This is a genomic window from Microbacter margulisiae (assembly GCF_014192515.1).
GTDB classification, from domain to species: domain Bacteria; phylum Bacteroidota; class Bacteroidia; order Bacteroidales; family Paludibacteraceae; genus Microbacter; species Microbacter margulisiae.
On sequence record NZ_JACHYB010000001.1, the window covers coordinates 2186203 to 2198748 of the forward strand.

Consider the following 12546-nt stretch of genomic DNA (forward strand, 5'->3'; position numbering starts at 1 on the left):
AAAGATCTTTGAAAATATTGAAAGTTAGATAGTTACAGCGATTTCTTGGGTGCGACGATTTCAATTTATCCTTGTATTGATATTCAATACGATATGCATAAAGAGAAGTTCGTTTTCGCCCAATTAGTCGAGTTTCTTAATGCCGATAAATTCAGGCACATTGTAGACAAGCACCAAGGAAACCGCTATATCAAGTCTTTTACCTGTTGGAATCAGCTGCTTGTTCTCATGTTCGGACAACTTTGCAACAGAAGGAGTCTGAGAGATTTGGCGATGGCTATCGGTGCGCATAGGGGTAAAGGATATCATCTGGGTTTTGGCAGTGATGTCAAGCTAAGCAATCTTTCCAAGGCAAATACCAATCGGGACTATCGCATTTTTGAAGAGTTTGCCTATTACATGGTTGGCAAAGCTCAATCAAAACGTATGGACAACATCTTCAAGCTTGGAGGTAAAGTCTATGCCTTTGATTCAACGACCATTGACTTATGTATGAACATTTATCAATGGGCTCGTTTCAGAAAGACAAAAGGTGGAGTTAAAATCCATACCCTGTTTGACCTGGAAACTCAGATCCCAATGTTCTTCCATATCACTCCTGCTGCGGTAAATGACGTAAACGCGATGGATGTGATTCCCTATGAACCAGGATCTTTTTATGTGTTTGACCGCGGGTACAACGATTTCAAACGATTGTTTAGAATCAACGAAATCAGGTCATTATTTGTGGTCAGAGCCAAGAACAATCTACAGTGCAAGGCAGTCAGATGGAAGAGAAGGATGCCGAAAAACATCCTCTCAGATTCCGTGGTGACATTCACTGGTTACATGAGCGAAAGGCATTATCCGAAGCCCATACGAAGAATTGTCTTCTACGACGAAGAGCAAGACCGAGTGTTTACATTCCTAACCAATGCTTTTAGTCTTGATGCTTTGCAAGTCGTGCTGCTTTACAAGAACAGATGGCAGATCGAGCTGTTTTTCAAGTGGATGAAGCAACACCTCAATATCCAAAAGTTTTGGGGCGTAACTGAGAATGCTGTCAGGATCCAGATTTACTCGGCTATTACCGCCTACTGCTTGGTAGCTATTGTGCATCATGACTTGAAGATGGAATGCTCCATCTACGAAATGCTTCAGATTCTCAGCATGTCACTAACGGACAAAGCCAACATAAATGATTTGCTCAACAAATCTAACTTCAACAATTTCAATGAACGATGCGGTTCAAGTGAACCAAGTTTATTTGCTTTTTAATATTTATACAGTGCCGTTTTTTTAGTGGACACTAGTGTTCTAAAGTATATACTCTAATCTTTACAGTGAATACTGTAGACGCTAAAGTGTCTACTCAAGTTACAGAAATGAGCTTCTTAGCAAGCGTGCTACTGGTCATAGCAACTTTGACATAGCTTGTTTCCTGATTATGCTATGTCCATCATTGTCAAGATCAATACACAGGAAGAAAAAGGTGAACTTTAAACATTAAGAGATGACTTGATAATGGTAAAGAGCAGCTTTGATCGAAAAAACTATATTGGTATATATCAGAAACTTTCACTAAAAGCTTACGAATAGAAACTACAAAACCTCCCTCTGTATCGGAGACTTCGCTTCCTCAGAAAGACAGAAGTAATCTGTCTCAATAAGCAAATGCAAAAAAAATTACCAGAAGATAAAGGTTAAGAGCGTCTGCTTTGGCAGAAAGAAACGAGTGAAATAGAGAGATTAGAATTTCAAATGGATGAACAACAACCAACTCTTTTCAACGGAAGTTTGATCAAAGCGATAACATGAACTAATGAAGGGATATACGTTGAATAAATTGCATCAAAAGAGGGAAAATCCCAGAAATTAGGGAATGACAGAAGTAACAGACACATTCTGATCATTCTAAATCTCTGAAAATTCTGATCCTGAGAAGGATGTCACTCTAGCTTAAACCGGACACGCCAAATATTATCCTGATAGTCATGACTCAAAATAACAAACCTGCCGATCTCGGAAGTATTTTCCACATGCATTCCGATACAGGCACATGCATCATAATCGCCAACACGAACTACCCGTACTGTATCACCTGCATCGGACGGTAATTTTGATAAATCAAGGAAACAAGAGGCCTCTTCTTTCGGGATAACAGAAATGGAGACAGGCAGGTGGGAATCAATCACCGCATTAACCTGCTTTTCAATAGCTGTGATTTGATTTTCGGTAGGCGCTTCGGGCAAAAGATAATCGCATTTGCTCTTTTTGCGTTCAATATGGGCATTACGCGAACGTCCACAACCAAACATCCTGACCATGGTCTGGTTCAGAATATGCTCGGCTGTGTGCATAGGCTCATAATAAAGTTTCTTCGGAGCTTCCATAGGCAGATCCAAAGGGTTAGACCAGTTTATTGGTAGCGGTATCAGGGAAAATAATCGTGGGCTTGAACGTCTTCGCTTCTTCAAAGTCCATCTGAGCAAAAGAAACAACCAAAACTACGTCACCCGGTTGTACCAATCGGGCTGCAGCACCGTTAAGACATACGGTTCCGCTACCCCGTTCCCCTTTAATGATATACGTCTCGAAACGAGCTCCGTTATTAATATTCAGAACCTGAACTTTTTCAAACTCAATCATATTAGCGGCATCCATCAAATCCTCATCAAGCGTTATACTCCCGATATAATTCAGATTGGCATCCGTCACCGTCACACGATGAATCTTGGATTTTAATACTTCAATTTGCATGAAACTAAATTTTTAAATAAACAGGCAACATCACGTTGCAAAATTACAAATAATGTAAGTTATCAATCAGACGGACATCGCCACAGAAGACAGCGATACAACCCACCACGCAATCGCACTCGTTCCAGTCGGCAATCGGTTGAAGCGTTTGACTATTAACAATCTCAAAATATTCCACATTCATTTCTTCCACTCCGTTAATGGTCTCGATCACCCATTTTTTGACATCAGAGACCGACCAGTCAGATACAAACTTGCGGCTTTCGAACAGTGTTTGCGCGATAATGGGAGCATTACTCCTTTGCTTGGGGGTTAAACGGCTGTTACGGCTGCTTAAAGCCAACCCATCCGCTTCGCGTACAATCTGACATCCGGTAATTTCCACCGGAATTTGCAATTGCTTCACCAAATGACGGATAATAGCTAGTTGTTGAAAATCTTTTTCTCCAAAGTAAGCCCGATCCGGTTTTACAATGTCAAATAATCGTGTTACCACCTGCGCAACGCCGTTAAAATGACCAGGACGGAACTTTCCTTCCATCACACCGCCCAATTGTCCGAAATCAAACTGGCGTGAATCTGGCTCCGGGTAGATTTCCGCTTCGGAAGGAGCGAAAACATAGGTACAACCTGCCTGAGTAAGTAATTCAACATCCTGATCAAGTGTGCGCGGATATTTCAGTAGGTCATTTTTATCGTTAAACTGAGTAGGATTCACGAACACAGAAACCACAGTTACATCATTGTCGGCTACGCAATGTTGCACCAATGAAAGATGTCCTGCATGCAATGCTCCCATTGTAGGCACCAAGCCTACTCCGAAGCCTTTTGCTTTCGCTTCCGAAAGCGCTGCCTGTAAAGCAGCAATGGTTAAAAAAACTTCCATGATGATTTTCTTTTTAATACCCGCATTCCGATCGTTATCGTAGCGGGCTGGAATTAAATCATTTGTTACTCTTTCACTAAAGTACCAATAGATTCACCATTAAGCACTTTCTTCAAATTTCCATATTTGTCCATATTGAACACAACTATGGGCAAATGATTTTCTTTACACATGGTAGTAGCAGTCAGGTCCATCACTTTAAGGCCACGTTTATAAATTTCGTCATACGTGATTTCATCAAACTTCACCGCAGTGGCATCTTTTTCGGGATCTGCCGTATAAATTCCATCCACGCGCGTACCTTTCAGCATTACGTCGGCTTCGATCTCGATGGCCCGTAAGGAAGATCCGGTATCGGTAGTAAAGAACGGATTTCCTGTCCCGGCTGCCAGCAACACAATCTCACCTCTTTCAAGAGATTCAATGGCTTTCTGTTTGCTGTAAAATTCGCCGATGGGTTCCATCCGGATTGCCGTTAGCACCCGCGTCTTTACACTCAGTGATGCCAATGCGGAACTTAATGCAAGACTATTGATGGTAGTTGCCAACATGCCCATCTGATCCCCTTTTACGCGATCAAAACCTTTACTGGTACCACTCAATCCACGAAAGATATTTCCTCCGCCGATGACAATGGCAACCTGAATGCCCTGAGCAGCTACCTCTCTGATTTGTTCGGCATATTGTTGCAAGCGTTGGGCATCAATACCATACTGTTGCTCTCCCATCAACGACTCTCCGCTGATTTTCAATAAAATACGTTTATAAGTAGCCATATCCACTATTCTATTGCCGGATGTTAATCCGCTTTGATTTATTGCGGTGCAAAGTTCGTTATTTTTATTGAACCTGACAGCATAAAATGAAAAGAAACTCTTTTATGAGAATGCTATTCCTCAGATTTCTTAGTTCACCGGCTGCACAAACACCGCGTGGAAAGGCAAAGTTAACCACAAAAAAGGAAGATTGTCATTCACCTTCTTTTCATAAAAACGGATGGCGTGATCTATTTCGATGCGTGAATATCCGGCAGGCAAAACGGCATTACTTTGTAAAGTCCGTGTCAACACATCGGGAATACCATCTTCGCTAAAAAAAACATTCCGGTGATAATGTCCTCCGAGTATCGCCTCAACGTTATACGGTTTTACCATCCTCAGGAAAACATCCCGGTTGCCCACATCAGAAGGATTGAGCGGGAAATGGGTCACAAAGAAGAGTGGTTGAGTCTTGTCCGTCTTTTCCAACTGGCTCTTTATCCAACGCATCTCTCCATCGCTGACCCATCCCGTATTGACGCCATTGCCCTGTCCCGTATTAAAACCGATAAAACGGACATGCTGAAAGGTAAACGCAAAATGATGATAGCCGAATACAGAATCAAAGGTAGTTGTATCCGTGCGGCAATAGCGTGTGTCATGATTTCCCGGAACAACATAATAAGGTACATCCAACTGATCGAAAAGCTTTTTAGCCGTAAGTAATGTAGGACGATCTCCTTTATCGGCAATGTCACCCGCCACAAGGACAAAGGATAGATCTTTCTCCGTATTGATATCTTTCACCGCCTCCCGGAGTGTTTCCGTATTTTTCGGATCATTTTGCTTTAAGTGCATATCGGTGATCAGGGCAAACCGAAACGCATGGGAAGCTTCCTGTGCAAAGGTGGCAAGCGGATAAACAATGACCAGCAACAATATAAAAAAGGAGAAGCGTTTCATCTAAAATAAAATAAGAAGATAACCATATAGTCGGAATGAATGAGATATTATAAGGACATTAATCCCGTAACATCTATTTCATCCGGCAAAAATAGGAAGAGTTTCAGATATGTAGCAAGCTCTGAAAAATAATGTGGGGTAGAAACCTTATAAATGGGAAGAAAAATAGATGAGGATATATAGAAAATAGCGATATTTGGAAGTCGTATATTATGCGTTTGCATACCATCATGTGTCATAACATTAACTTCAACACAGATTTTTCGTCCGAAGGAACAAACCAATGACTAATCGGAGCATAGCCGACTGTACAGTAAACGGAATTAACATACATTATACCAGAACAGGAGGAAATAAACCCACGCTGGTTTTACTACATGGATTAACAGCAAACGGAGCATGCTGGGAAGGTGTATCAAATCTTCTTGAAAAAGGATATGACATCATTATGCCGGATGCGCGTGGTCACGGAGGATCAGATGCTCCGAATCATGGTTATCGTTACGAAGACCATGCAAAGGATGTAACGGGTTTAATTCACTCCCTTAAGCTTCCGCCTTTCGTTTTGCTTGGGCATTCCATGGGAGGTATGACTGCAACCGTAGTAGCAAGCTGCAAACCAAAGCTACTCCGTGGCGTGATATTAGCAGATCCGACATTTTTGAGCCTCAACATTCAATATGAAGTGTGCAATAGTGATGTACGCAATCAGCATCGACAAATGCTCAGTAAATCTTTCGAGGAGCTGGTAGCGGATTTAAAAAGAAGCCACCCCAACCGTTCATTGGATACTATTGAGCGAATTGCCTTGGCAAAACTTCAAACCAGTATGGCGGCTTTCGAAGCCCTCACGCCACCAAATCCTGATTATAAACAGCTAGTACGTAAGATTGATGTACCGGGGATACTCATATTCGGTGAGAAAGGAGTGGTTTCGCCGGATGTTGCCGAAGAGCTGCAACAGCTTAATTCAAAACTTCAGGTTGAACAAATCCCCATGGCCGGTCACGGCCTCCATTATGATCAACCCGAACATTTCGCAGCTATCGTTGGATCTTTTCTGCGTACAATCACTTTAGATAACTGAACCCTAAGTTAATCTAAATCCGGGGTGTGTTTATATTTAAAGAAAACCGCAAATAACACAGCAATTACCAACGCATAAGCTGCAAAAATAAACCAGATGGCAGGCCAGTTGCGGCTGATTAGATCATGATTGGGAGCATATTTTGAATAAAAATCAACGATAGCTCCACTTCCGTATCCACCGATCAGAGCGCCTGCTCCATTTGTCACCATCATAAACAATCCCTGAGCGCTCCCCCGAATGTCAGGCTTTGCTTCCTTTTCAACAAAAAGCGATCCAGAGATATTGAAAAAATCAAATGCCATGCCATACACAATCATGGAGAGAATCAGCATCCATAATCCAGTTCCGGGATTCCCTGCACCAAACAATCCAAAACGGAACACCCAGGCAAGCATACTCATCAGCATGACACGCTTAATGCCAAAACGACGCAAAAAGAAAGGAATCGTCAAAATAAAAAGTGTTTCCGACATCTGAGAAATAGAAAGCAGGATGACCGAATGTTTCACACCAAAAGCATTGGCATATTGAGGAATACTTTTGAAACTGCCGATAAACAAATCGCCATAGGAGTTGGTAATCTGCAAAGCGGCTCCAAGCAACATCGCAAATAAAAAGAAAATAGTCATTTTACTACTTCTGAAAAGCACCAGGGCATCAAGACCAAAGGCTGAAAGCCACGATTTCTTCTGGCTTTTTGCTGGCGGACATTTGGGTAATGTAAATGAATACAATCCAAGCACTACAGCCGAGATTCCAGCCATATAAAGTTGAGCGCTCGAATTCTTAAAACCTGTGAGATCAACCACCCACATCGCTACAATAAAACCAATGGTACCAAAGGTGCGGATAGGAGGAAATTCTTTTACAATATCATAATGGTATTGTTCCAGCGCATTATAAGCAACTGTATTGTTCAGTGCAATAGTAGGCATATAACAAAGCAGGTTGAGCAACATCGCCCAATACATGTGATCATAATCCGTGACCGTTGAAGCATAAAACAGACAGGCAGCGCCCAACAGATGACAAATTCCGAGTAACCGCTCGGCATTTATCCATTTGTCGGCAATAATACCTACCACACCCGGCATAATTAATGACGCAATACCTAATGTCGCAAAAATGGAACCGATTTGTCCTCCTTCGAAATTTAAATTTCGGCCTAAATAGCCACCCAGTGAAATCAACCATGCCCCCCAAATAAAAAACTGGAGGAATGTCATCAACGTCAAACGAAATTTAATGCCCATGATGTGTATTTTTTGGTGTTATGATTAAAGTAAAACAGTAAAAAAAAGGAAGATACCGTCTCCCTCGGGAAACAAAGGTACAAAGTTTTCAGAATGTGACAAATTCATTGTGGCAATCGGCAAAACAGCTTTATCCGGTCACCGGATTTGCCTCTTTTGTCATGATTCTGGCAGCGTTTCGATCAATCTTTCCGTTAGGAGTAAAAGGCAGTTTTTCACAGACATAAACAGCCTTGGGCATTTCATAAACTGACAAAACAGACCTCATTTTATAGTTCATTGCTTCAAGATCAAGCTGTCCCTTTTCCGTAGTACTATTACGTTGTAATAGTAAGACCAGCTTTTGCCCTAACACAACATCAGGTACAGAGGTCACAACAAAAGCATCAGGCAATACCGCATGCAATTTCTTCTCCAGTAGTTCAGGATGAAATTTCAATCCGCCGCTATTGATGACATTATCCTTTCTGCCCAGAATCTCAAAGCTTCCATCCGGAAGAATATGCGCAATATCGTTTGTTTCAATCACCTCCTCCGCAACCAGGGGCGCGTTTATAATTAATGTATCTTCATCCGACAGTGAAAGATGTACCTGAGGGAAAACATGATAATAGGGGGATGCATCTTTTCCATTAAGTTTCCGCATGGCAATATGCGAAAGAGTTTCCGTCATACCATATGTCACATAAAAGGAGTTCGGCATGGCAAGCAATTCTTCCTCCAGCGTTGCATCCACAGAAGCGCCTCCGACAATACAGTGGTTGATATGCTGCAACCGGATCTTTCCAACTGCTTCATGCAATGAGTGCAATACCTGCATCGGAATCATGGCCGCAAAAGCAAATTCCATATCCGGAACATGTTGCAATGGATGACCGGAAGGTACTACCCGATATAAATCAAGACCTGCAACCAATGCACGTACTACCATCATTTTTCCGGCAATATACTCTGTCGGGAGGCACAACAACGCTTTGTCTCCTTGTTGTAATTGAAGGTATTTGCAGGTAAGCATGGCACTCTGCATCATGCGTCCCTTTTCGACGATAATTAGCTTGGGGGTTCCGGTGGAACCTGACGTTTGTACCGTCAGCGTGGGAGAATCATTCCACCAGATCTGAATAAAAGAGAAAAATGCCCGTTCCCATTCTGGAATGGTAGCATCGCTTAATCGCTGCGAAGCAAGCTCTAAAGCAAGTTCTTTGGGATAAGGAATCCCTTCCAGCCAAAGCACCTGCTGTTCTCTGTCCGTTTCATAGATTTGCTCCTGCAACTGCCTAACACCTTTGCATAAATCAGATTGATACCATAACTCATCTTTATGAATCGTAAGCGGTAAAGGAATATTGTTTGTAAACAATTGGCCTGTACCAAGTCCTTGCGGCATAGATACATTCAACGTTGCACACCATTGAGCAACAGCGTTCAACCCAATGTTGGATTCGAGAGCAGAAGTAATCCACCATCCAATATTTCGTTCCCGTGCAAAATCAATCCACTCGGTTGACCCCTGAATTCCTCCATGCAGGGAAGGTTTCAGAATAATATAGTGAGGGTTGATGGCATCCAGCAAGCGTTGTTTTTCCTGGAGAATATTAACCCCGATTAATTCCTCATCCAGCGCAACCGGAATCGGCGTGTTTTTAACAAGATGTGCCATCGCCTCCCATTGTCCTGCACGAACAGGCTGTTCAATAGAATGAATGAAAAAGCGAGACAATCTTTCCAATTTCTGTAAAGCATTCTTCGGCGCAAAAGCACCATTGGCATCCAGCCTCAGTTCAATTTCCGAAGCCGAAAAACGCTGTCTGATGTACTTTAGCAGAGTGATTTCCTCTTCAAAATCGATTGCGCCGATCTTTAACTTCACACAACGGAATCCCTGGTCTAGTTTTCGCTCAATCTGGGCTAACATCCGTTCTTTCGTTCCCATCCAGATCAATCCATTGATGGGAATACCTGTTTCATGGCGTGAAAATGGAGTATTCCATAACGCAAATGACCCTGTTTGCAAGTGGCGTAATGCGGTCTCCAATCCAAATAAAATGGAAGGATAAGCACGTAATGCTTCGGCATCAATAATCCCAGTCATTGCCAAATGGCGGCAGGCTGCTTTCAGGTGATGCTCATAATCAGGACCTGCATCACAACTTAAATCGGGCAATGGAGCACATTCCCCGATGCCCGTTCGCAAGGGATACGCAGGAGATGAAAGCAGGACAAACCATGATTGCCTGTTGAGATACACCCCACGGGATGTACCAGCAGGTTGGTAAAAATGAAGCACATATGGAATAATACGAAAAGAATAGGACATAACCAATCAAGAATAGATCAGGGAAATTGTGGAAACTTTTTAAAGTCGGGATCCCGCTTCTCTAAAAAAGCATTTTTCCCTTCCTGAGCTTCTTCCGTCATATAATACAATAACGTTGCATTTCCGGCAAATTCCTGCAACCCAGCCTGACCATCCAAATCGGCATTCAAAGCCAGTTTCAGCATTCGCATAGCCATCGGACTATGTTGCATCATAATTTTTGCCCATTCCACTACGGCATCTTCCAATTGATCAAGCGGAACTACCTTATTCACCAATCCCATTTCCAGAGCCTCCTGTGCTGAATACTGACGACAAAGGAACCAAATCTCGCGTGCTTTCTTTTGCCCTACAACGCTTGCCAGATAAGAAGCTCCAAATCCTGCATCAAAACTTCCGACACGAGGGCCTGTTTGTCCGAAAATGGCATTTTCAGACGCAATAGAAAGATCGCATACCACATGTAGTACATGTCCTCCTCCAATCGCATATCCATTAACCATAGCAATAACCGGCTTTGGCATCGAACGAATTTGTTTTTGTACTTCCAGGATATTAAGACGGGGAATGCCATCTTTCCCGACATAACCACCGACGCCTTTTACGTTCTGGTCACCGCCTGAACAAAAAGCTTTATCTCCGGCTCCTGTAAGAACAATCACCTGTATATCAGAATTTTCATGACAATAACGCAAAGCATCACTGATCTCGGCTGCTGTTGTCGGGGTAAAAGCATTGCGGTAGCGGGGACGGTTAATCGTTATTTTTCCTATGCCTTCACAATAGTCAAACAGGATATCTTCATAGATTTTAATGGGTGTCCATGTACGTTGAGTTGTCATTTTATATGATTTTTAAATGATTGATATAATGAATTAAAGACGGCACTATTCACTTCTGTTTGTGTAAATACCTCCATGAGAATAGGCTGTTCTGTGTTTGCATTCCATAATAAAGGTAATTGCGATTCATACTCCACTTCAGCTCCCGCTGAAAGATATTGAAATCCGAGTGTTATAGCACGTTCCCTAGCAGTCGTGTTATGTTTATAAGCGATAGATTCATCGAGAGCCGAGGATTTTCGGGGACCGCCGATCAGATGAAACAGATTTCCTCCACCATTATTTAGCAATACAATGCGAAGGCGAGGAGAAAGATAACGGTTCCACAAACCGTTGATATCGTAAAAAAAACTAAGATCGCCTATCAGCAGAAAAGTCAGCTTTTGATTCTCAGCAGCAAAACCTACTGCAGTGGAAAGGACTCCGTCAATGCCATTGGTTCCTCGATTAGAAAAGATCTCAATGGTGGGTTTTAAGGGAAACAACTGAGCATAACGCAGAGGGGAGCTATTGCTCAACTGCAACGTTACATTATCAGGTAAGCCATGCATGAATGCAGACACAGCTTTCAAATCAGAAAAAGGTTGTGCTGGCACATAACGCTGAAGGATTTGCTTTGTTTGCAATATGCGTTGTTTCCACCGCTCCGAAAAAGAATGTTCCTGATCAACATTAACAGACTCCAGTAATTGAGTAAAAAACACATCTGATTCAACCGGGATCACGGTGGTAAGTGATTGATATGTATCCGCCACCTGTCCGTTAGGTCGGACATCCCATAACTGCGGGCTTTTATTCTTGCGCAAAACTTGTTTAATCCGTTTTGAAGTAATATGGCCGCCAACCGTAATCACCAAATCAGGCATAAACATATTCAGCTCCTCATCTGATAATGCGGACAAAACAGCGTCAAAATGACCTGTTGCCTCAGAAATAGCCAAATTAGAAAGATGTTCCGCAACAATAACAACATCGGTCTTTTGTGTAAGAAGAGACAAGATTTCCTTCAATTCATGTTGGGGAGCCATTTGCCCCACAATAATCATCCTTTTCCTGACGTGATTCCATTCGTTTGCAAAAAATGCCACCTCAAATGTTGAAGTTACATGCTCCAACCTGACAACGCGGACTACAGGCAAAGCTGCCTCAGTAAACTGATATAAAGGTTCCGATAAAGGAACATTAATGTGTACCGGACCAAATCCATTCTTTGTCAACGCTATAAGAGCCTCATTAATGAGCCTGTTGCAATACCAGTGTTCTTCATCTGTATTGATTTCAGGCAATTGGATACTCTTTTTAACTAATGATCCGAAAGCTCCGGGCTGAGGCAATGTCTGTCCATCAGTTTGGCCAATCCATGCGGCAGGCCTATCGGCAGAAAGCACCAATAAAGGAATTTCCTGATAGAATGCCTCTGCCACTGCCGGACTATAATTTAATAAAGCTGTTCCTGAAGTACAGCACACAGCCACAGGCTTCTGTAAGCGTTGCGCCATTCCTAATGCAAAAAATGCAGCGCTGCGTTCGTCAACAATAGTATAACAAATAAAATCTGGATGCTCCACAAATGTATGAATCAAAGGAGCGTTACGGGAACCGGGAGACAACACCACATGGTGAATATCAAATGCATCCATCAATGCAACCAGTTCCAAAAGGTTTTTTTTATCAGAATATGCCATAAACAATCATTCT

Annotated in this window: 11 protein-coding genes and 1 pseudogene; 2 read left to right on the forward strand and 10 right to left on the reverse strand. The window is 42.4% G+C overall.

Annotation, left to right across the window (positions count from 1 at the left end; all coding sequences use genetic code 11):
- The first annotated feature begins 93 nt into the window (after positions 1-93).
- Positions 94-1257, forward strand: a complete 1164-nt coding sequence (locus FHX64_RS08950; protein ID WP_183412237.1) for an IS4 family transposase — start codon at positions 94-96, stop codon at positions 1255-1257.
- A 671-nt stretch (positions 1258-1928) separates the two neighbouring features.
- Here FHX64_RS08950 and FHX64_RS08955 read toward each other — a convergent pair.
- The 5 genes from FHX64_RS08955 to FHX64_RS08975 all read right to left on the reverse strand — a co-directional run bounded on the left by FHX64_RS08955 (position 1929) and on the right by FHX64_RS08975 (position 5346).
- Positions 1929-2372: an alanyl-tRNA editing protein gene (locus tag FHX64_RS08955; protein WP_183413429.1), complete on the reverse strand. Its 444-nt coding sequence runs from the start codon at positions 2370-2372 to the stop codon at positions 1929-1931.
- Positions 2373-2388: 16 nt separating this feature from the next.
- On the reverse strand, positions 2389-2739 hold the full coding sequence (gene panD / locus FHX64_RS08960) for an aspartate 1-decarboxylase (protein ID WP_183413430.1): 351 nt from the start codon (positions 2737-2739) through the stop codon (positions 2389-2391).
- Between the two features lie 43 nt (positions 2740-2782).
- Positions 2783-3625 carry a pantoate--beta-alanine ligase gene (gene panC / locus FHX64_RS08965; protein ID WP_183413431.1) on the reverse strand — a complete coding sequence of 281 codons (843 nt, stop codon included), beginning with the start codon at positions 3623-3625 and terminating at the stop codon, positions 2783-2785.
- Between the two features lie 65 nt (positions 3626-3690).
- Complete coding sequence (pyrH, locus tag FHX64_RS08970; RefSeq protein WP_183413432.1) at positions 3691-4401, reverse strand: UMP kinase; 711 nt, start codon at positions 4399-4401, stop codon at positions 3691-3693.
- A gap of 129 nt (positions 4402-4530) precedes the next feature.
- Entirely contained in the window at positions 4531-5346 is an 816-nt protein-coding gene (locus tag FHX64_RS08975; RefSeq protein ID WP_183413433.1) for a metallophosphoesterase family protein, read from the reverse strand.
- A 283-nt stretch (positions 5347-5629) separates the two neighbouring features.
- Between FHX64_RS08975 and FHX64_RS08980 the strand changes: the two genes are divergently transcribed.
- Positions 5630-6433, forward strand: coding sequence for an alpha/beta fold hydrolase (locus tag FHX64_RS08980; RefSeq protein WP_183413434.1), 804 nt, complete (start codon positions 5630-5632; stop codon positions 6431-6433).
- A gap of 8 nt (positions 6434-6441) precedes the next feature.
- On the opposite strand, the gene FHX64_RS08985 is transcribed toward FHX64_RS08980, so the two are convergent.
- The 5 genes and pseudogenes from FHX64_RS08985 to menD all read right to left on the reverse strand — a co-directional run bounded on the left by FHX64_RS08985 (position 6442) and on the right by menD (position 12533).
- A complete protein-coding gene (locus FHX64_RS08985) occupies positions 6442-7689 on the reverse strand; it encodes a nucleoside permease (RefSeq protein WP_183413435.1) in 1248 nt (415 codons plus the stop codon).
- 130 nt (positions 7690-7819) lie between these two features.
- On the reverse strand, positions 7820-8923 hold the full coding sequence (locus FHX64_RS14415) for an AMP-binding protein (protein ID WP_343053509.1): 1104 nt from the start codon (positions 8921-8923) through the stop codon (positions 7820-7822).
- 69 nt (positions 8924-8992) lie between these two features.
- Positions 8993-10006: pseudogene (locus FHX64_RS14420) on the reverse strand (o-succinylbenzoate synthase); the annotation flags it as partial.
- A gap of 17 nt (positions 10007-10023) precedes the next feature.
- Positions 10024-10848, reverse strand: a complete 825-nt coding sequence (gene menB / locus FHX64_RS08995) for a 1,4-dihydroxy-2-naphthoyl-CoA synthase (protein WP_183413437.1) — start codon at positions 10846-10848, stop codon at positions 10024-10026.
- Positions 10845-12533 carry a 2-succinyl-5-enolpyruvyl-6-hydroxy-3-cyclohexene-1-carboxylic-acid synthase gene (menD, locus tag FHX64_RS09000; protein ID WP_183413438.1) on the reverse strand — a complete coding sequence of 563 codons (1689 nt, stop codon included), beginning with the start codon at positions 12531-12533 and terminating at the stop codon, positions 10845-10847. Before menD ends, menB begins: the two co-directional genes overlap by 4 nt.
- Between the last annotated feature and the right edge of the window lie 13 nt (positions 12534-12546).